Consider the following 18,114-nt stretch of genomic DNA (forward strand, 5'->3'; position numbering starts at 1 on the left):
GGAGACGCGAGATGCGGAAGACAGTTTTGTTGATGGCTCTGATGACGGTTGGCCTCGGAACGCCCCAACTGGGAACGTCGCTGGCCTGGGCGCAGCAGCAGGGCGGATCGTCCTCCATGCAGAAAAATTCGGGGGTGCCGGACGCGCCGGTCGGACATCGTCAGCCGCGCCGCGGCGACGTTGGCAACGAGAAGAACATCAGCGATCCGAACAGCCAGGCCAACAAGGAAGACGCGGCGCTCGACAAGAAGATCAAGAGCATCTGCCGCGGCTGCTAAACCACGGAAGAGACCGGCGGAGCGCGGTATCCGCCCCGCCGGCAACGCTCAATCCGTCCGGCCGCGTCAGGCCGAACGCTCTTGCAAGCCGTCACGCCGCACGCCGCGCCGTGCGTCGACGGCATCGGCCAGCTGCTTCAAGACGTCAGCCGTCGTCGCGAGGTCGATGCAGCCGTCGGTGATGCTCTGGCCGTAGGTCAGTGGCTTGCCCGGCACGACGTCCTGGCGTCCCGCGACAAGGTTGCTCTCGATCATCACGCCGATGATGCGCTGTTCGCCTGCCGCGACCTGCTTTGCGATGTCGGCGGCAACCAGCGGCTGGTTCTCCGGCTTCTTGCTGCTGTTGGCGTGGCTGGTGTCGATCATCAGCCGCGCCGCGACCCCGGCGCGGCCGAGCTCGGTTGCGGCGGCATCGACGCTCGCGGCATCATAGTTCGGCACCCGGCCGCCGCGCAGGATGACGTGGCAGTCCTCGTTGCCGCTGGTGGCGGCGATCGCCGAGCGGCCGCCCTTGGTGACCGCCATGAAGTGGTGCGGGTGCGACGCCGACTTCACCGCATCCGCCGCGATCCGCACGCCACCGTCGGTGCTGTTCTTGAAGCCGACCGGGCACGACAGGCCGGACGCCAGCTCGCGATGGATCTGGCTCTCGGTGGTGCGGGCGCCGATCGCGGCCCAGGAGACCAGATCGGCGATGTATTGCGGCGTTGTCATGTCGAGGAATTCGGTGCCGGCCGGCAGGCCGAGATTGTTCACCGCCGACAGCACGTTGCGGGCGAGCCGCAGGCCCTTGTTGATGTCGAAGCTGTTGTCGAGGTCGGGATCGTTGATCAGCCCCTTCCAGCCGACGGTGGTGCGCGGCTTCTCGAAATAGACCCGCATCACGATCTCGAGGCGGTCGGCGAGCTGTTCGCGCAGGCCGGCGAGGCGCTCGGCATAATCGACGGCCGCCGCGGGATCGTGGATGGAGCAGGGGCCGACGACGACCAGCAGGCGGTCATCGCTGCCGTTGAGGATCGCGTGGATGGCATTGCGGGCGCCCATCACGACGCGTGTCGCCGTCAGGGTGCGCGGGACCTCCCGCATCACCTCTTCAGGCGTACTCAGTTCTTTCAATTCCTTGATGCGAAGATCGTCTGTCGTACTCAACACGGCTGGCTCCTTTGGAGTTTTGGGACCTGCCGGCAACAAAAAAGCCGCCAGGTCTGGCGGCTTGTTTTGGACGTCTGCTGCAATTCTTCAGATTGAGCGCGATCCTCCTGCCGCCAGCGAGCTGTCGTAGCTAAAGTACCAAAAATAGCTGGTGGCGACGGTGATCATGGGCGGCTCTATAGCGCAGGGATTTGGGGCTGTCACTACCCCAAATCAAGACCCCCGGCAGTTCGCCGTCAGGTGTTGCGCGCCGCCAACGCCATGCCGATCAGGGTCGCCCCGCCGAACATCAGGTTGAGACCGACGAGGAGGCCGATGGCCCATCCCGCCGACTCCGGCAGCCCCGCGATGATGAAGAAGGCGACCAGAATATCCATCAGGCCCGCGATCAAAAGCCACGACCAGCGTCCCGACAGTTCGCGGCGATGCTCCAGCGCGTACATGATGGTGGCGATGCCCTCGGCGACGAAATAGGCGCCAGTGACGATGGTCAGCGTCAGCACGCCCTGCATCGGGCGCGCCAGCAGCACCATGCCGGCCAGCACGGCGAGCGTGGCCGAGATCAGCGACCACCAGAAGCCCGGCATGCTGCGCGCCCAGAACGTCACGATCAGCCCGCCGATTCCGGAGATCAGGAACATCCAGCCGAGGAAGATGGTGACGGCGAGGCTCGCGAATGTGGGCACGATCAGCGCTGCGATGCCGAGGATCACGAGCAGGATGCCTTCGAACAGGAAAGCTTTCCAGTGCGCCTTGACGGCGGCCTTCATCTCGGATCGCAGCTTGTCGAGGTCGTTGGACAGGGTCATCGCGGCTCTCCCAATCTGCGAACGTAGGTATCCTAACCCTGGCCCGGCGCGGACGGAAAGCCTTCCGAGGCGGTCCGCATCCGGTTGCGGCCGAAGAAGTAGACGGCGGTGGTCGCGACCAACAGCGCCAGTCCGATCAGGATCGAGGTGAAGCCGATCGGGATCAGGATGAAGGACGCATTGCGCTCGGGATTGACGTACCAATGATGCAGCGAGGTGAGCAGGAAGGCGACCCCGGCAAAGCCGGTGCCGCCGCCGATCAGCAGCAGCGCCCACATCCGTCGCAACTGGCTCAGCCGCTCGCGCGCGACATCTGTGCGCGGGGCATGATGCCTGCCGAGGCGGCGCACCAGGCGGACCGCAAAGCCGATCGAGGAGAAGCCGATCAGCACGCTGGCCGTGCCGAGCAGCAGGTGTGTGGTCGAGCTGAGGTCGGGGATCCGCTGCAGCGCGAGCAGCGGGAAGTCGAACGCCGCATGCAGCAGGACCGGTGCGACCAGCACCAGCGCCCAATTGGTGATGCGCGCCCAGTCGCGGTGACCGCGGTAGGCGCCGAGCGCGCCGCCGGAGCGCGCGATCGCAAGGTAGGCGCCGGCGATGATGCCGAGTGCGCCGTGGAACGGTACGGTGAGCACGCTGCGCAACGCCGCGAGCGCGCGCCACATGTCCTTGTGCTGGACCAGATAGGCGAGGTTTTCATAGGCGGCGAAGCCGAGGCCGGCAGCCGCGCCGTACACCACGGTATCCATCGGGTCGGCAAAGGCGCGGCGCCGCGTCGAGATGGCGACGATGACGAAAACCTTGACGATCTCCTCCGGCGCCGCGACGCCGAACAGGGCGCGCACCGCCTGCGTCGCCCAGGGATTGTCGGGAATAGCGAGCAGCGCATTGAAGGGAATGCGTGCCAGGCCGAGCAGCGAGATGCTGGCCGCGCCGAGCACGAAGGCGAGCCATACCTGCACCGGCGGTCCGGGGCGCTCGTCAGCGGCGATCACCAGCCACAGCACCAGCAGTGCTGGTGCGATGGCGGCGGCGCCGATCACAGTCGGAAGCGACTCAAGCAACAACATGAGCCGAACGGGCCCCTTCAATGGCACCACAGCGGTGCGCTCCGAAGAAATGGCAGCAAGTTCAGCGGATTGCAAATGGACGATTGGAGGAATCGGTTCGGCTGGCGCCGTTCTCGTGTCCAATATGTCACGGTGCCTGCGAAAGCGCGGCCGAAACGCGTCGATCAGATCAAGAAAGAGCGGTCGCCGGAAGGTGCCTGACGGCGGAAGGGGACCGGGCACCGCGCCACGACTGCAGCACCGATCCGCCGATTGCGGCGAATTTGCACGGCAGGTGGCGTCGGCCTCTGCCGGGCAAAACGAAGTGCTACGCTGTCGCGGCGCGCTCAGGGCGCTTCGCAAGGCCTTCGCAAGTTTCGGGCACTGCGTGCCCTTCGTTGAGTTATAGTACAGCGGGGAGTGACTGATCCGGTAAAAGCCAGAGATGCCTTCGATTGATTCTGCTGTGATCGTTCTTGCCGCGAGCGCTCTGTTTGCGGCCTTTGTAAACGGTGCGCTGGGTTACGGGTTCTCGTCGCTGACGGTGCCGGTCGCACTCGTCTTCTACACCAATCGCGTCCTCAATCCCGCGATTGTCATCGTCGAAGTCGTCGTCAATCTATGCGTCCTTTGCATCAACCTGAAAGGCGTTCCGGCGGTGTGGCGGCGCATCCTGCCGATCCTCATCGGCATGCTGCCCGGCATCGCAGTCGGCGCCTTTGCGCTGACGTCGCTGCAGCCCAGCTGGATCAAATTCGCCACCTATTCGATCATTCTGCCGCTGATCCTGCTGCAGGCCGCCGGCTGGCGGAGGCCGATCCAGTCGAAATGGCTGGTCGGCTTGCCTTTTGGAACGATGCTGGGCGTCCTGTACTCGGTCACGACCATTTCCGGGCCGCCGCTGGCGATCCTCTTCAACAACCAGGGCCTCGTCAAAGATGAATTTCGGGCCGGCCTCGCGCTGGTCCGGGTGACGGAGTCCGGCCTGACCGCGATCGCGTACTACAACCTCGGTCTGTTCATCGAAGAGAGCCGGAGCATCTTGTTCGTGCTCGTTCCTTGCGTCGTCGTCGGCATACCGCTCGGCGCCTTTCTGATCCGGCGGCTGGATGCCGAAACGTTTCGCCGGATCTGCATGAGTTTTGATGCGTGGGTCGTGGGGTTTGGCCTGTCACGCGTGTTGATCGAAGTGAAGCTGATGGAAAGCCCGTGGGCCTACGGCGTCATGGTCGCCACGATCCTGATCGACGTCTGCTTGCTGTACGTCTTCTTCACGGCGAGGCGAGGGACGGTACAAAGTTCGCACGCGCTGGCCTCGCTGAGATCCGGCAACCGGGGCGGTTCGACCTGATCGCGGCGTCGCGATGAAGCGGCTAGCCGGCCAGCAGCCGCCGGCAGGTGTCGACGAACACCTCGGCGCCGGTGACGATGTCGGCGTCGTCGGTGTTCTCGCTCCAGTGATGGCTGATGCCACCGATCGACGGCACGAACAGCATCGCCGCCGGCATGAGGGTGGCGAGGACCTGGGCATCATGGCCAGCGCCGCTCGGCATGCGGATGGATTTGCCGCCGGCGCAGGCCGCGCTCGCGGCCTCGATCGCGTCCTGGAAAGCGGGTGTCATCATCGCGGGCACCCCGGTGCGGATGCGCTCGACCTTGACGCTGCAACGGCCCTGCGCCGTCGCCTCGTCGGCCATCCGGTGCAACTGCGCCTCGAGACGCGCGATCACCTCCGGATTGTCGTCGCGGATCTGGAACAGCATCTCGGCGCCGCCCGGGATGATGCTCGGTGCGCCGGGGTCGAGCGTGATGCGTCCGGTGGTCCACACCGTGCGCGGTCCGCACAGGGCAGGGAAGCTGTCGTCGATCGCGACGCAGAACCGCGCCAGTGCCAGGCCCGCATCCTTGCGAACGGCCATCCGTGTGGTGCCGGCATGGTTCTGCTCGCCGATGAAGCTGATGCGATATTGCCAGATGCCTACGATCGAGGTGACGACGCCGATCTTGAGCCGGCTCGCTTCCAGCGTGTCGCCTTGCTCGATATGTGCCTCGAGATAGCCGATATGGCGGCCGGCTTCGGCGGTGAGGCGCGGGCGCCCGGCAAAGCCGGCGTCGCGCAGCGCCTCACGCATGGTGCGGCCGCTGGAGCGATCGCGCGCTGCATCGATATCGGCTTCGGTCACGGCGCCTGCGTAGGAGCGGCTGCCGAGGAAACTGCCGAAATGACCTTCCTCGTCGCACCATGCGGCGACTTCGACCGCGCCGTTGATGCCGGGATCGCCGTTGATGACGCGCGCGGCTTCCAGCGCATAGACCACGCCGAGCGGCCCATCGAGCCAGCCTGCATGGTTCTGGCTTTCGAGATGCGAGCCCGCTAGCAGCTTCGGCCCCGCTTTCGCACTGCTGCCGAGCACGTTGCCGATGCCATCGATCGTGGCGACAAGATCAGCATCGGGCAGGCGGGACGCGAGCCAGCCGAGCGAGCGCAGATGCGGCTCCGAGAATGTCGGCTTGTGCACGCCGGTCTTGTAGGCACCGATCGCGCGCAGCGCATTGAGATCGGCGAGCACGCGCTTGCCGTCGAAGCGACCGTTGATGCCTGGCATGGATGGACTCCGGATTTGCGTCTTTTGATTTGCGTCTGGATTTTGCGGCTTGGCGCCGCAATCCCGTCTTGATGCCGTCGTGGTTGAATGCGACGGAACAATCAGGGTGAACGATTTCTTAGCGGTTCTGCTCTTAGGTCGCGGTACTGGTGTCGCGGTACGAATAGCGTGTGAGTGTGATCATGTCTGCATTCCGGAACTGGGCTCGCAAGGCCGCTGTGCTGTTTCTTCCGATCGCGCTCGGCGCCTGCGCGCAATATTCGCAGCAATACAGCATGACCACCCCGCCGTCCGGAACCGGGCCATTGGCCTGGGACGGCGCCGGACAGGATCCCAACGCCCCGCAGCCGCGCCGCCATGCGCGCAATGTGTCACCGGCGGCGGAGACGCAATTGTCGGATGCAGATGCCGACGACCGGCTGGCGCGCAAGCTCGTGATCTGCAGCACCTGCATCAAGCAGGCGCCGGCGGTGGCGGCGGCGCAGCAGACCAATCGTCAGGACGTCGCCAGCAATCACTAGCCGCCGGCGCGGTGTGTGTTGCCGCCGGCCTGAGGCCTTAGTTAGGCCACGATGTCGGCCGATGCGCACCCCCATGTCGTTCCGAAGATTCATTGTTCCCGCCGTCGTCGTCGCGCTAGCCACCGTCATCCTGATTCATGTGGGCGGTTCGCGGGCCCACGCGCATGTGCCGTCGCATTGCGGCTTCTGGACCTCGATCGAGGCCGGATTGTCTTGCAGATGACCTCCTAGAGGTGATCCGGCGGCAATCCGGGAAAAGCGTTCTGGACGCTTGCCCGGCCGGCCAATCGCCACTATACGTTCGCCCGTCGCGGCCGTTCGCCGGTAGCGGCCAGTCCGGCCTATCTCACGTTTAACGTATTGATTTGCCGGGAGTTTTGCTCCCTTCGTCTATCGGTTAGGACGCCACCCTTTCACGGTGGAGAGAGCGGTTCGATTCCGCTAGGGAGCGCCAGCTTGATGTAAGCTGTTGTTATTCCTGCAACCCCTTGCTAGGCAACGATTTCTTGGCCGCCTCTGGCACAGCGAGGTGGTACAGAATGGTAGTTCTACGCATGTCCCGACCGTGGAAGCATCCAGACAGCGATGTCTACTACTTCCGCAAGGCCGTTCCCGACGATTTGCGCGAGGAAATCGGCTGGGAAGTGAAGCGCTCCCTCAAGACCAAGGACCCGGCTGAGGCGCGCCGCAGGCACACCGAGGAAGCAGACCGCGTTCAGCAAGAGTGGGCCGAGCTGCGCCGGCGCAAGGCCGCCCCTCTGCTCGACAGTCTCGACCCCGCCACCATCAAGCGCGCTGGCGACGCCTGGGTATCTTCCGCGAGGGCTTAAGGCTCAACGCGAGCAGCTTCAGCTTGCCGCCGAAAACCGCAAGCGCCACGACGCTCCATCGATCTCGCCATACATTGCTCCCGCAGTCCTGGATCCGTTCGCTGACGACATCGACCCCGACGAGCTTGAAGATCAAGCGCTCGCAGAAGGCAGGACAGCCGGCGAGCTTGAAGGACACGCAGCGCGCCGGTATAGAGCACGCGAAGGCCACCAACGAGAAAGCCTAGAGGGGACGGAAGCCGACCTTTGATCGCGCTCAGTTCACCGCAGTGATGGATATGGCCGCGCAGGGCATCAACGTTGCCGAGATTGGCAGGGCTAGCGGGCTGCAGCGGATGGCTGTGTCCCGGATCAAGACCGACCCCGCAAGCGCGGAGCGCATGTTGCAGACTTGGGGCGAGTGAGGGCCGCCGCGTAAATCTAAGCCCGTGAGAGTGCCCCTGTCTAAGTTTTTTCGGCACCTCTAGCTGCACGCTGGGTGCACGTTCGGTTGCGCGCTAGTCTGCCGGCTGTTGAAGGGGAAAGGGCGAGTGATGGTGGTTCGGTACACTGATGAGAGGCAGGACAAACTAAGCGACTTTTTGGGGGAAACATACGATCAAGCCCTCGCCCAGGCGGAGCGACCCGAGTCCACCGAACAAACAACGGCGGTGGTGCGTATGATGCACGGGCAGGGCGTCGCGCTAGAGCACGTCATCAGCAGACTCCGCGACGTGGCTGACATGATCGATGAGACACAAGCGAAGGCCGCGCGGCAGACTGCGCAAGAGATCAGACGGCTTGGCACTATCGTGGCAATGAGCAGTTTCCTCATCATTTTGGTGTTGGTGTCCCAACGCTGGCACTAAGTGCACGTTCAAGTGCGGCCCGAGCTGCAATGCCAAATTGGAGGCGCAAGGGGAATGCTCGACTAGCTCAAAGCGTGCTCTACAACCCACGTATCTAGGTCGGACGCTTGGCAGGCCATCGCGGTGTAGACTGCAATCTGCGCAGGCGAAGTGACGATACGGCACTTTTTCGCGAAGGCAATGGAAGCCGTGAAAAGCTCGACGCTGTCGTCGTAAGCTCCTCGTGGGAAGCCAGAGTTTAATTTGTCCGCGATGCGGGCGGCGCCAACATAGTATGCTCGTTTCATTATTATCCGAGTGGAAACAAAGGACTTCAACGCTTCCGCTTCATAGGGATAAAGCTCCTCAAACTCCTTCCAAGCACACGCCGGCACCCCAATGAGACCGCTTTGGAGATGGCTGAGAAGGACGGTCTTCAGGTTGCCCGACGCAGCAGCAATACCGTGCAGTCCATCGGTATCGGCGATGCACAAGTATTCCGCATCGCCTTCACTCATCATCAAGCTCCAGCGTGTGGAGCTGGTCAGGCGTGAGAGACTTAACGTAGTCGAAGTACTGCCTCTGATACTTCGGCTTTAAACCCGTTGAGCGATAAAGGTTTACCTCGCTAATGAGGCCTTGGCGAAGCAACGAGTCGAATGCGCGAGCGAAAGAGAAGCCGTACTTCGACAGCTTGATTTTTTCTTGTGGGGGCGGTTCGCCTCCCGGTGGTCCGCCGCGCTTCTCGAAGTAATCCGGGTTGCGGCCATGCACCAGCGCCTTCCATCGGTCGTAGCTACCGGCTGTGTAAATGCCGAGCTGCTCTAGTCTGAAGACGGTAGCCTCTTGGCTTATCTTCAATCGACGGGAGGCCCATTTGACGTCTTCGTCGTCAGGCTGAGTTGTGGTCGGCCCCTTCAGGAGTGCCTGAACATACAATTTGGGTACGAGGAAGCTTCCTGCGAAGCGATTGCATATCCGCTCGACTGAGTTCCTTGTGATGAACGGGTCGGAGATGCCGGTCGACCGCATGAGGACATGCGCAAGTTCGTGGATGAGAGTGAAAAGACGTCGCCCCTTCGTCTGCTTTCGGGTGTTGACCACGATCACTGGATGGCGAGGGTGCGAGAGACAAAAACCGCTACCATCCTGTTCAGGAAAGCTGTCGTGGAGGACAAAAATCCCGGCGTCTTCAATCTTCTTTCTGCAGACAAGATAGAACGCGTTTGCGTCCTTTGCGTCGAGCTGATCTTGAAGCGAAATGCTCAGTAGCTCGCGCGCCGCCAGAGCGAACGCGTCGACCTCGGCGTTGCCCTTTGCTGAGAACTGAGGCAGGTCAAGTTTCACCCAGAACTGTTCGAGAGCGCGCTGGACACCTTCAGCAAATTGAATGGATTGGACCGTTTCTTTCATCTTGGCCGCTGGCTTCGCGGTCGAGGAGCGAAAGTCAGGCAATACATCATGGAGCGCGGGTGCTTTCTCCATGAAGAAAGAGTAGGGCGGTACCCCAAGCTCCTTTGCAATGCGATTGAGGATGCCTTGTCCCGGCTCAGGTTCTCGGTCAAGCTCGCGAGAAAGTTCAGCGGGTGCAATTTGAAGGCGATCAGAGAGTTGCTCGGTACTAAGAAACCGAGTGCTCAAAATCTTTGAAAGAATATTTGGATTGTAAGCCACGAAAAGTCCTTGGGGAGTCGGACTTATGAAGTATGGGGATTTTTCTAGCGTCGTGCAACTAGGGGTAGGCCTCCATGTAGGGACTGTCGTTCTCCAGCTTTACGGGGACATCGGCCTTCAGCCTCTAAACCGCGCCTTGGCTAGACTGCGAAGCCTGTTCCTGGCTCCAGAGCACGAGCGTCCCCCAAAAGAGTTTGAGGATGAGCTTTTGGGTATTGAGGGCAGGTACGAAATCTTCAGAATTCGCCTGTCGAGGGAGTTCGAGAAGTACGTTCTAGGAAACTCGCTTGTTGCAGCTGCGCTGGCGATCATACTGACCGTCATTGCGTTCAAGGCCGATGACCCAATAACCGAGGGTTGGGAGATGGTCCCCATGTTGCTCGTTGGACTTTCGCTCCTGCCTGCACCGGTCAGCCTCGGGGTGCTTTGGTTCGACGCGGATCGCCAAGTAAAGCCGCTCCGACAAGAGGCGGATGCATTGGAAAGAAGGGCGCAGGGCGAGTTCCCAAAAGCGTAGTAAGCCACCGCATTCAGCCGCGCACCTCTGTCCACTTCAGGAACACGTTAAGGGCGCCCCTTGCCGAGGGTACAGTGAATTGGGTGACCAAGAAATTCTACTGTGAAATCAAGGGTAGGTAGCGTTCCTCACGCCCTCCGCTAGGGAGCGCCAGCCTCGTTGCATCTCAACGTGACGCTGTGCGTGTCCGGCGCCGATTGACCTTTCGCCCCCGATTGACGATTGCCGATGCTGCGACCGCGGTGAAGCAACGCAATCTGGTCATTTATGGCGGATGGTTCCGGCCATCTCACCGCCTCCACAGGCAAGCGGCGGGGCGGTGCTCGTCATGTCTCCCATCGGAGTCTAAGCCGCTGCCGTTCTCGACGAAGTACCAGGGGCTTGGTTCATCGCTCCCGGAGGTCGGGATTCGACCTCCTCAAAGGGTACCAATTCCCGATCCTTCAGGCTGCCAGCCGGCCGTGGCCGAGAGGGCGCGAGCATGGGCGAGCAAGGCTCTCGCCGTCGCGCCCTTCAGATCGTCGTCGAGGATACCGATCGGTCCCATCATCGTGATCGCCGCGATCATAAATCCGGTCTGATCGAAGATCGGTGCCGACAAAGATGTGAAGTTCGGCAGCAGCGCGTCGCGGCACCGGCTGATGCCGTCGTGCCGGATCGTTGCGACCATGTCTTCCACTTCGGCCTTGGTTGCCGGCGCGTCGTCGATCCTGGCGTGCCGTGAGCGCTCTTCCTTGAGCTCCTGGTCGAGCATCTGCTCCGTGATGGAGCGCGGCAGATGCGCGAGGAAGTTGCGGCCGAGCGCCGAGCGCAGCAGGCTGAGCACACTGCCGACGCGCAGTTCGATGATCGGCCGGCTGGCGCCGCCTTCGACGCGATAGATGATGGTGGGTCCGCGGTTGCCCCAGACGCCGAGAAAGACCGTGTGGCCGATGGTCGTCGCCAGTTCGGTCATCGCGGGGCGGGCGGCGGTGAAGACATCGAATTGCTCGATCGCGGCCATGCCGAGCTTCAGCGCGTAGGGTCCGAGCGCATAGCAGCCGGTGTCGGTTTCCTGCCGGACGATGCCTACGGCTTGAAAGCTTACGAGATAGTAGTGGGCATTGGCCGCCGACATTCCGGTGTTGGCGGCGATCATCTTGAGCGGAACCGGACGCAGCTCGGTGCGCAGATAATCAAGGATCCGGAAGCCGATTTCGATCGACTGGATGCCGCGCCGCCCGGTGCGTTCCGCCTTGGCCGCTCCTTCAGATTGGGACCTTGCTGCCGCAGGCAGCGGCTCAGGCTGCGGGGCTCCGCGCGTCCTTTTCACTGAAAGTCCTTGTGAATCATAGTGTTAATGGATTCGCTCCTGAGCCGCATTATTGGGCGCGTCCCGCCGGACATTCAAGCTTGCCATATTTGATAATATCATATCTATCTGACTAAATAAGAAATGTCGCTTCGAGGCTGCTGTCAGAGCGGGGGCTCGCGGGCCGTAAAACAGGGGAATGGCGATGGATGCAGTAACGGCGACGGCAGCAGTCGATCACGATCTGACGCGCAGCGAGGAGCGGCAGGTCGTCCTGGCCTCGACGCTGGGCACGGTGTTCGAGTGGTACGACTTCTTCATCTACGGCTCGCTGGCCGTGTTCATGAGCTCGGTGCTGTTCCCGCCGGACAATCCGACGGCTGCCGTGCTTGCGTCGCTCGGCGCGCTTGCCGCCGGATTCGTCATCCGCCCGATCGGCGCGGTGGTGTTCGGACGCATCGGCGACCTGGTGGGCCGCAAATATACGTTCCTCATCACCATCGTGATGATGGGCGGCAGCACGGCGCTGATCGGCTTCCTGCCGACCTATGCGACGGTGGGGCACGCGGCATGGATTGCGCTGGTGGTGCTGCGCCTGATCCAGGGTCTTGCGGTCGGCGGAGAGTATGGCGGGGCTGTCGTCTATGTCGCCGAGCATTCGCGTCCCAACCGGCGCGGGCTTCTGACCGGCTGGATTCAAATCACCTCGTCGATTGGTCTGGCGCTCTCGATCGCCGTCATCATCGGCACTCAGAGCCTCATGAGCGACGCCGACTTCAAGGCCTGGGGCTGGCGTGTTCCGTTTATCATCTCGATCGTGATGCTGGCGTTCTCGATCTATGTCCGCGCCAGGCTGCACGAGTCGCCGGTGTTCGCTCGTCTCAAGGCCGAGCGGCGCCTGTCCAAGAACCCGATCCGCGACACGTTCGGCCGCTGGTCGAGCCTGCGTCTCGTACTGATCGCGTTGTTCGGTGCAACCGCCGGCATGGGCTCGACCTACTTCACGGGGCAGTTCTACGTGATGATCTTCATGCAGCAGGTGGCGAAGATCGATCTGCAGACCTCATACATTTTGATGGCAGTTGGTCTCATCATCGGCGCGCCAGCCTTCATATTCTTCGGCTGGCTGTCCGACCGGATCGGCCGCAAGTGGCTGATGATAGCGGGCCTGTTGCTCTCGGCACTGTGCTATCGGCCGATGTTTGCCTCGCTTCTGGAAGCGGGCAATCCGCAACTCGTGGCCGCAACCCGGACTGCGCCCGTCAAGGTGCATGCGGACAGTTCCAGCGAAGCCTGCAGGTTCGGTCTTGCGGCCGCATTGCTGAGCACCCACAGCGATCACGGCAAGCCCTGCGTTCAGGCCAAGAAGCTGCTGATCTCGGGCGGTATCAACTTCAGCTACGCTGCGCCGATCGGCGGCCAGGCTGTGGCGATCACGGTGAAGGGGACGACGATTCCCGGCTACGACCCGGCAGCCTATCGCAAAGCTCTGGTGGACGTGGGGTACCCGGTTAAGGCCGATCCGGCCAAGGTATCGTCCGGTCACATCATCTTCCTGCTGGTGGTCATGACCATCATCGTGGCGATGATCTACGGGCCGGTCGCCTCGTTCCTGGTCGAGGTCTTCCCTGCGAACATCCGGTACACGGCGCTCTCGTTTCCGTACCACATCGGTGCGGGTATCTTCGGCGGTTTCCTGCCGTTCTTCGCGACCTACCTGTCGCTGGCGGTCGGCGATGTGTTCGCAGGACTTTGGTATCCGGTCGTCATCTGCGCCGCAGTCGCGGTGATCGGTTCGATCGTGCTGCCGAACCGGCCGAAGCTCGAGACCGATGACTAAACCCACGACACTATTCACGGGCAGCCCGAGAGCAGCCCGTGTTTCCTTGCATCGTCATATTCCGGATCGGCGTCATGACTTCCCGAAAAATCAGCAGCTACAAGGCGGCCGTCATTCAGGCGGGGGCATTTCCGAACGACACCCTCGCGTCAGCTCGGAAGGCCGCAAGCCTGATCGAGCAAGCGTGCAGGGCCGGCGCGCGGCTGACGGTTTTTCCCGAGGCCTTTCTCGGCGGCTATCCGAAAGGTAGTTCGTTCGGTGCGCCGGTCGGTCTGCGCAAGCAGGAAGGGCGCGAAGCCTTCCGGCTGTATTGGGACCAGGCGATTGATCTCGACGGTCCCGAGGTCGAGACGATTGCGGCGGCAACTGCGGCCACTGGGGTCTTCGCAGTCATCGGCTGCATCGAGCGCGAGCATGGCACGCTGTACTGCACCGTGCTGTTCTTCGATGGCGCGAACGGCCTGGTCGGCAAGCACCGCAAGCTGATGCCGACCGCCGGCGAGCGGCTGATCTGGGGCTTTGGCGATGGCTCCACCATGCCGGCTTTCAAGACCGCGCTGGGCATCATTGGCGCCGTGATCTGTTGGGAAAACTACATGCCGATGCTGCGCATGCACATGTACAGCCAGGGCGTCAGCATTTACTGCGCGCCCACGGCTGACGATCGTGACACCTGGTTGCCGACGATGCAGCACGTTGCGCTTGAGGGCCGCTGCTTTGTGCTGACCGCCTGCCAGTACCTCAAGCGCGGCGCATTTCCCGAGAACTACGAATGTGCGCTCAGCGACGATCCCGAGACCGTGCTGATGCGCGGCGGCAGCGCCATCATCGACCCGCTTGGCAAGGTGCTGGCGGGGCCGCACTTCGACGGCGAAACCATTCTCTACGCCGACGTCGATCTCGACGACGTAGCGCGCGGCAAATACGACTTCGATGCGACCGGTCATTATTCGCGCCCCGACGTATTCCAGCTCATCGTCGACGATCGGCCGAAGGCCGCGGTGTCGACGGTCAGCAGTGCGCAGACAAGGACTTGAGGCCAGGATGTTCTTCGATATGGGCCAGCTTGCTGCGGACATCCGCTACAAGATCCTTACTGCGACCGTTACCCCGCGACCGATCGCATGGGTGACGACACGGTCCGCTGACGGTGTCGTCAACGCGGCGCCGTTCAGTTTCTTCAACGTGCTGGGGCACGAGCCGCCGACGGTTGCGCTCGGTTTGCTTCGCCATCCCGAGAAGGGATTGAAGGACACCGCCGAGAACATCCTCGCGACCGGCGAGTTCGTCGCGCATCTGGTGCCGCGGGGCATGGCCGATGCCATGAATGCCACCTGTGTCGATGCGCCGCGCGAGGTCGATGAGCTCGCGCTCGCCGGCTTGCGGACGGTGCCCTCGCAGATGGTTTCGCCGCCACGCATCGCCGACAGCCCGGTGGCGTTCGAATGCCGCAGCCTCTCGACTCATGAGACGGGTCCGCGGCAGGTTGCCGTGATCGGCGAGGTCGTATGCGCCCACGTCTCGGACGAGTTCGTCCTCGATGCCGGCAAGGGCTACATCGACACGCTTGCCCTCGATCTCATCGCCCGCATGCATGGGAGCGGGTGGTATGCGCGTCCAACCAACCTGTTCCAGCTGGAGCGGCCGGCGCCGATCGGCCGAGGGGACCATGGTCGGCCCGGGCCGAAATGAGTTAGTCGGGGCGAAGGGCGTGTGCACAATTTCCGGATTATCAAATAATGCTCCTGCTTTGCCCGACGTGTCACGTCGCGTCGTCGAGTGCCGGCAGCCGGCGGCTCCTTTGCATGGGGTTGTTTTCGATATTTTGGCAGTGCGTGCGCGATGCCGTCAGCGCCAAATAGGAAATCCAGTAAACTCAATGCATTATCCCGCGCGACCAAGCCCTGCCGCGCCGCTGCGGGGATGTGCACAATCTCCGGGATCGCGACAGTCCGCTAATATCTCGTAACCCTTTGTAAAGCGACCGGCGATACCCGTGATCCCGGGGATGATGTGATGGCTCTAGGGTCCAAGAAGCGCGAAACGCGCAAATCGCTGCGTCAGTCCGGCTGGATCACGCTCGACGGCGGATTCGCCGCGCGGCCGTGCGTGGTCGAGGACATTTCCTCGTCGGGCGCAAAAATCACGGTCCAGGACAACAACTCGCTGCCGGCCAAGCTGCGGCTGGCGTTTTCGCGCGACGCCCGCACCGGGCGCGCCTGCGAGGTGGTCTGGCGCGAGGGCAAGACGTTCGGCGTCAAATTCGTGCGCTAGCCTCTTTTTGCTGCGCGCGATACAAGGGGCGGATGCGCAAGACCTGTTTTGCCGTCATCGCCGTCCTGCTCCCCGCCACCGCGTTCGCGCAAACCGGCGATCGCCGCAATTTCCAGACGCCACCCGATGCCGGCAAGATGTTGCCGTCAAAATCCGCGACGCGGAGCAATCCCTGCGCGTCGTACGGAGCGGGCTTCGTCAAGGTCGAAGGCACCGACACCTGCGTGAAGCTCGGCGGCGGCATCAGTGTCGGTGCGGGGATGTCCAGCGGACGTTGAAGCATGATCCGGAAAAGTGCGAAGCGGTTTTCCGAAAAGATCATGCTCTAACGCCTTGCCGCTCAGGACATCGGCGGTGCGACGATGCGCACGAAGGCCGGCCGCTGCGCGATCTCGCCGAACCAGCGTTCGAGATGGGGCAGCTTCGGCTTGGTGACACCCTCGACGCCGAACCAGCGCCGCGCGAAGGCGCCGAGCGCGATGTCGGCGATGGTGAACTGTTCGCCCTCGATGAAGCGACGGCTCGCCAGCTGCGCCTCGGCAACGCGCCACACCACGCCCCCGGCGTCGGCGTCCTTCTGGATCTGAACCATGTCGCGCTGCTCCGGCGGCGTGCGCACCAGCCCCCAGAACACCGGGCGGTCGACCGGCTGCAGCGTCGACAGTGTCCAGTCGAGCCAGCGGTCGACGGCAGCGCGCGCCTTCGGCGCCTGAGGATAGACCGGCGAGCTCTGGCCGTAGGCCATGCAGAGATAGCGCATCACCGAATTGGATTCCCACAGCACATAGTCGCCGTCGACCAGCGTCGGGATGCGGCCGTTCGGATTCATCCCGAGATAGTCGGGCTGATCGTTCTTGCCGAACTGCATGCCGGCGTCGATGCGCTGATAGGGCAGGTCGAGCTCGGCGAGACACCAGAGCACCTTCTGCACATTGACCGAATTGGCCCGGCCCCAGATCGTCAGTTGCGGCTTGCTGTCCATCACGCGATTCTTCCCGCTGTCGTGCTTTGCGGCGTTCTTAGCCGAAACGCCGTGGAAAAGCGCGGTGTGAATTGTATCGAGAGCAAAAAAGAAGGCCCCGCCGCATTGCGGCGGAGCCTCGTCGAATCGCACGCGTCAAAACGCAGTCAGTGACCGAACAGCAACCACAGCACGATGATCACCGGGATCGGCACACCCAACAGCCAAAGCAAAATTCCTTTTCCCATCTCGTTGCCTCCTCGGGTTCAATGCATGAGGAGGCAACTTCAACGGTTGCGAGGGGTTCCTAACGATCGCTCCGCGCCTGACCGACCGCGAAAGACGGACAGGAACTTGCGCGTGGGCGCGGCGTTTACTTTCGCGTCTTACCAGTGACCGGTGTTGGGCATCGAGGCCCACGGTTCGGCCGGCGGCTTCGGATCACCCTTCTGCAGGATCTCGATCGAGTGCAGGTCGGGCGAACGCACGAACGCCATGTTGCCGTCGCGCGGCGGGCGATTGATGGTGACGCCCATCTTCATCAGCTTCTCGCAGGTCGCGTAGATGTCGTCGACCTCGTAGGCGAGATGACCGAAATGGCGGTCCTCGCCGTATTTCTCCTCGTCCCAATTATAGGTCAGCTCGACCAGCGGCGCGCCGCGGCTCTGCGGCAGCGACTTGAGCAGATGGAGGTCTTCTTCCGCGCAGAGAAACACCAGCGTGAAGCGGCCCTTGTCATTGTCGATGCGGCGCACTTCCTTCAGCCCGAGCGCGTCCTGATAGAATTTCATTGCGACGTCGAGATTGCGGACGCGCAGCATGGTGTGCAGATAGCGCATTTTTTCCTCCTGGCAGATTCAGAGAGTCTTGCAGAGATGCTTGGCGGGATGGTCCGGGAGGGAAAATAGCAGCAAATCGCATCAAGGGGCAGCTCTAACCTGCGGATCTGCCCTGCGGGCGTTCGCGCTTTCCCGCCACTCATTCGCGATTGTGTGAAGGCCTTATCCCTAGGTCAGCGTCGGCCGGTGGGCCTTACCGAGCCTCGGCGCGCTGAGCGATGTTCCGGATCACGCAGGCGATGAACCAGATGACGAGAGCGAACAGCAGTCCGGCGTACAGGCCGAAGAAGGGGCGGTAGGTGTTGCCGCTCAGATATCGCGCGATCTCGGCGAACTGAAAGAATGCGATGCTGCCGAACCAGATCAGCCGCACCAACCATTTCCACATGATCGGCGCGAGATCGGCTGACCAGTGGTCTTCTGACATGCGCTGCCCCTGTTGCGACACCTTGCTAGCACTCAAGTGGTTGCCGCCCGATTGGCGCGGTAGCTAAAGCTTTATGCGCCGCCGGCATCGCCGCAAGCATATGCCGCAAGCGATACGAGAAAGCCCCGCCCGGGAAAATTCCGGAACGGGGCTTTCGTGGTCGAGCCTTGGAGGCACTCGCTTCTATCCCATCGAATGGCCACGACTGCCAATCAAGGA

21 protein-coding genes and 1 tRNA gene are annotated in these 18,114 nt (G+C 62.5%); 11 read left to right on the plus strand and 11 right to left on the minus strand.

Annotated elements, in window-relative coordinates; all coding sequences use genetic code 11:
• Positions 1 to 11 precede the first annotated feature (11 nt).
• The gene (locus JQ507_15465; protein QRI72779.1) at positions 12 to 278 is read left to right on the plus strand and encodes a hypothetical protein; all 267 of its coding nucleotides are present in this window, start codon (positions 12 to 14) and stop codon (positions 276 to 278) included.
• Between the two features lie 66 nt (positions 279 to 344).
• Here the strand turns inward: JQ507_15465 and JQ507_15470 are convergent, their stop codons facing one another.
• The 3 genes from JQ507_15470 to JQ507_15480 all read right to left on the minus strand — a co-directional run bounded on the left by JQ507_15470 (position 345) and on the right by JQ507_15480 (position 3,309).
• Positions 345 to 1,430: a 3-deoxy-7-phosphoheptulonate synthase gene (locus JQ507_15470; protein QRI72780.1), complete on the minus strand. Its 1,086-nt coding sequence runs from the start codon at positions 1,428 to 1,430 to the stop codon at positions 345 to 347.
• A gap of 236 nt (positions 1,431 to 1,666) precedes the next feature.
• The gene (locus JQ507_15475; protein QRI72781.1) at positions 1,667 to 2,239 is read right to left on the minus strand and encodes an HdeD family acid-resistance protein; all 573 of its coding nucleotides are present in this window, start codon (positions 2,237 to 2,239) and stop codon (positions 1,667 to 1,669) included.
• Between the two features lie 32 nt (positions 2,240 to 2,271).
• Positions 2,272 to 3,309 (minus strand): PrsW family intramembrane metalloprotease, encoded by a 1,038-nt coding sequence (locus JQ507_15480; protein QRI72782.1) that lies wholly within the window; start codon positions 3,307 to 3,309, stop codon positions 2,272 to 2,274.
• 424 nt (positions 3,310 to 3,733) lie between these two features.
• Between JQ507_15480 and JQ507_15485 the strand changes: the two genes are divergently transcribed.
• A complete protein-coding gene (locus JQ507_15485) occupies positions 3,734 to 4,639 on the plus strand; it encodes a sulfite exporter TauE/SafE family protein (GenBank protein QRI72783.1) in 906 nt (301 codons plus the stop codon).
• Positions 4,640 to 4,661: 22 nt separating this feature from the next.
• Here JQ507_15485 and JQ507_15490 read toward each other — a convergent pair whose 3' ends face one another.
• Positions 4,662 to 5,894, minus strand: coding sequence for a Zn-dependent hydrolase (locus JQ507_15490; protein ID QRI72784.1), 1,233 nt, complete (start codon positions 5,892 to 5,894; stop codon positions 4,662 to 4,664).
• 182 nt (positions 5,895 to 6,076) lie between these two features.
• On the opposite strand from JQ507_15490, the gene JQ507_15495 reads away from it, so the two are divergent.
• The 4 genes from JQ507_15495 to JQ507_15510 all read left to right on the plus strand — a co-directional run bounded on the left by JQ507_15495 (position 6,077) and on the right by JQ507_15510 (position 8,093).
• Complete coding sequence (locus tag JQ507_15495) at positions 6,077 to 6,415, plus strand: hypothetical protein (protein ID QRI72785.1); 339 nt, start codon at positions 6,077 to 6,079, stop codon at positions 6,413 to 6,415.
• Positions 6,416 to 6,794: 379 nt separating this feature from the next.
• A tRNA-Glu gene (locus JQ507_15500) sits at positions 6,795 to 6,869 on the plus strand.
• 85 nt (positions 6,870 to 6,954) lie between these two features.
• The gene (locus JQ507_15505; GenBank protein QRI72786.1) at positions 6,955 to 7,245 is read left to right on the plus strand and encodes a hypothetical protein; all 291 of its coding nucleotides are present in this window, start codon (positions 6,955 to 6,957) and stop codon (positions 7,243 to 7,245) included.
• 533 nt (positions 7,246 to 7,778) lie between these two features.
• Entirely contained in the window at positions 7,779 to 8,093 is a 315-nt protein-coding gene (locus JQ507_15510; protein QRI72787.1) for a hypothetical protein, read from the plus strand.
• A gap of 62 nt (positions 8,094 to 8,155) precedes the next feature.
• Here JQ507_15510 and JQ507_15515 read toward each other — a convergent pair whose 3' ends face one another.
• Positions 8,156 to 8,590 carry a hypothetical protein gene (locus JQ507_15515; GenBank protein ID QRI72788.1) on the minus strand — a complete coding sequence of 145 codons (435 nt, stop codon included), beginning with the start codon at positions 8,588 to 8,590 and terminating at the stop codon, positions 8,156 to 8,158.
• Positions 8,583 to 9,746 carry an ImmA/IrrE family metallo-endopeptidase gene (locus JQ507_15520; protein ID QRI72789.1) on the minus strand — a complete coding sequence of 388 codons (1,164 nt, stop codon included), beginning with the start codon at positions 9,744 to 9,746 and terminating at the stop codon, positions 8,583 to 8,585. The genes JQ507_15515 and JQ507_15520 overlap by 8 nt, the downstream gene beginning before the upstream one ends.
• Positions 9,747 to 9,771: 25 nt before the next feature.
• Here JQ507_15520 and JQ507_15525 point away from each other — a divergent pair, with 25 nt between their 5' ends.
• Complete coding sequence (locus JQ507_15525) at positions 9,772 to 10,263, plus strand: hypothetical protein (protein QRI72790.1); 492 nt, start codon at positions 9,772 to 9,774, stop codon at positions 10,261 to 10,263.
• Positions 10,264 to 10,681: 418 nt separating this feature from the next.
• On the opposite strand, the gene JQ507_15530 is transcribed toward JQ507_15525, so the two are convergent.
• Positions 10,682 to 11,575 carry an IclR family transcriptional regulator gene (locus tag JQ507_15530; protein QRI72791.1) on the minus strand — a complete coding sequence of 298 codons (894 nt, stop codon included), beginning with the start codon at positions 11,573 to 11,575 and terminating at the stop codon, positions 10,682 to 10,684.
• A gap of 178 nt (positions 11,576 to 11,753) precedes the next feature.
• Between JQ507_15530 and JQ507_15535 the strand changes: the two genes are divergently transcribed.
• The 4 genes from JQ507_15535 to JQ507_15550 all read left to right on the plus strand — a co-directional run bounded on the left by JQ507_15535 (position 11,754) and on the right by JQ507_15550 (position 15,668).
• Positions 11,754 to 13,394: an MHS family MFS transporter gene (locus tag JQ507_15535; GenBank protein QRI72792.1), complete on the plus strand. Its 1,641-nt coding sequence runs from the start codon at positions 11,754 to 11,756 to the stop codon at positions 13,392 to 13,394.
• A 74-nt stretch (positions 13,395 to 13,468) separates the two neighbouring features.
• Positions 13,469 to 14,431 carry a carbon-nitrogen hydrolase family protein gene (locus JQ507_15540; protein QRI72793.1) on the plus strand — a complete coding sequence of 321 codons (963 nt, stop codon included), beginning with the start codon at positions 13,469 to 13,471 and terminating at the stop codon, positions 14,429 to 14,431.
• 7 nt (positions 14,432 to 14,438) lie between these two features.
• Complete coding sequence (locus JQ507_15545) at positions 14,439 to 15,086, plus strand: flavin reductase family protein (protein ID QRI72794.1); 648 nt, start codon at positions 14,439 to 14,441, stop codon at positions 15,084 to 15,086.
• A gap of 324 nt (positions 15,087 to 15,410) precedes the next feature.
• Positions 15,411 to 15,668 (plus strand): PilZ domain-containing protein, encoded by a 258-nt coding sequence (locus tag JQ507_15550; protein ID QRI72795.1) that lies wholly within the window; start codon positions 15,411 to 15,413, stop codon positions 15,666 to 15,668.
• Here JQ507_15550 and JQ507_15555 read toward each other — a convergent pair.
• The 4 genes from JQ507_15555 to JQ507_15570 all read right to left on the minus strand — a co-directional run bounded on the left by JQ507_15555 (position 15,652) and on the right by JQ507_15570 (position 17,895).
• Entirely contained in the window at positions 15,652 to 15,990 is a 339-nt protein-coding gene (locus JQ507_15555; GenBank protein ID QRI72796.1) for a hypothetical protein, read from the minus strand. The genes JQ507_15550 and JQ507_15555 overlap by 17 nt on opposite strands.
• An 18-nt stretch (positions 15,991 to 16,008) precedes the next feature.
• A complete protein-coding gene (locus tag JQ507_15560; protein QRI73348.1) occupies positions 16,009 to 16,650 on the minus strand; it encodes a glutathione S-transferase family protein in 642 nt (213 codons plus the stop codon).
• Positions 16,651 to 17,015: 365 nt separating this feature from the next.
• The gene (locus JQ507_15565; protein ID QRI72797.1) at positions 17,016 to 17,468 is read right to left on the minus strand and encodes a VOC family protein; all 453 of its coding nucleotides are present in this window, start codon (positions 17,466 to 17,468) and stop codon (positions 17,016 to 17,018) included.
• Positions 17,469 to 17,661: 193 nt separating this feature from the next.
• Positions 17,662 to 17,895: a hypothetical protein gene (locus tag JQ507_15570; GenBank protein ID QRI72798.1), complete on the minus strand. Its 234-nt coding sequence runs from the start codon at positions 17,893 to 17,895 to the stop codon at positions 17,662 to 17,664.
• Between the last annotated feature and the right edge of the window lie 219 nt (positions 17,896 to 18,114).

Source organism: Bradyrhizobium sp. PSBB068, assembly GCA_016839165.1.
GTDB lineage: Bacteria > Pseudomonadota > Alphaproteobacteria > Rhizobiales > Xanthobacteraceae > Bradyrhizobium.

Coding starts and splice junctions, on each gene's coding strand:
- JQ507_15465 (QRI72779.1), top strand. CDS start 12: ATGCGGAAGACAGTTTTGTTGATGGCTCTGATGACGGTTGGCCTCGGA.
- JQ507_15475 (QRI72781.1), bottom strand. CDS start 2,239: ATGACCCTGTCCAACGACCTCGACAAGCTGCGATCCGAGATGAAGGCC.
- JQ507_15480 (QRI72782.1), bottom strand. CDS start 3,309: ATGTTGTTGCTTGAGTCGCTTCCGACTGTGATCGGCGCCGCCGCCATC.
- JQ507_15485 (QRI72783.1), top strand. CDS start 3,734: ATGCCTTCGATTGATTCTGCTGTGATCGTTCTTGCCGCGAGCGCTCTG.
- JQ507_15490 (QRI72784.1), bottom strand. CDS start 5,894: ATGCCAGGCATCAACGGTCGCTTCGACGGCAAGCGCGTGCTCGCCGAT.
- JQ507_15495 (QRI72785.1), top strand. CDS start 6,077: ATGTCTGCATTCCGGAACTGGGCTCGCAAGGCCGCTGTGCTGTTTCTT.
- JQ507_15505 (QRI72786.1), top strand. CDS start 6,955: ATGGTAGTTCTACGCATGTCCCGACCGTGGAAGCATCCAGACAGCGAT.
- JQ507_15510 (QRI72787.1), top strand. CDS start 7,779: ATGGTGGTTCGGTACACTGATGAGAGGCAGGACAAACTAAGCGACTTT.
- JQ507_15515 (QRI72788.1), bottom strand. CDS start 8,590: ATGAGTGAAGGCGATGCGGAATACTTGTGCATCGCCGATACCGATGGA.
- JQ507_15525 (QRI72790.1), top strand. CDS start 9,772: ATGAAGTATGGGGATTTTTCTAGCGTCGTGCAACTAGGGGTAGGCCTC.
- JQ507_15535 (QRI72792.1), top strand. CDS start 11,754: ATGGCGATGGATGCAGTAACGGCGACGGCAGCAGTCGATCACGATCTG.
- JQ507_15540 (QRI72793.1), top strand. CDS start 13,469: ATGACTTCCCGAAAAATCAGCAGCTACAAGGCGGCCGTCATTCAGGCG.
- JQ507_15545 (QRI72794.1), top strand. CDS start 14,439: ATGTTCTTCGATATGGGCCAGCTTGCTGCGGACATCCGCTACAAGATC.
- JQ507_15550 (QRI72795.1), top strand. CDS start 15,411: ATGGCTCTAGGGTCCAAGAAGCGCGAAACGCGCAAATCGCTGCGTCAG.
- JQ507_15555 (QRI72796.1), bottom strand. CDS start 15,990: ATGATCTTTTCGGAAAACCGCTTCGCACTTTTCCGGATCATGCTTCAA.
- JQ507_15560 (QRI73348.1), bottom strand. CDS start 16,650: ATGGACAGCAAGCCGCAACTGACGATCTGGGGCCGGGCCAATTCGGTC.
- JQ507_15565 (QRI72797.1), bottom strand. CDS start 17,468: ATGCGCTATCTGCACACCATGCTGCGCGTCCGCAATCTCGACGTCGCA.
- JQ507_15570 (QRI72798.1), bottom strand. CDS start 17,895: ATGTCAGAAGACCACTGGTCAGCCGATCTCGCGCCGATCATGTGGAAA.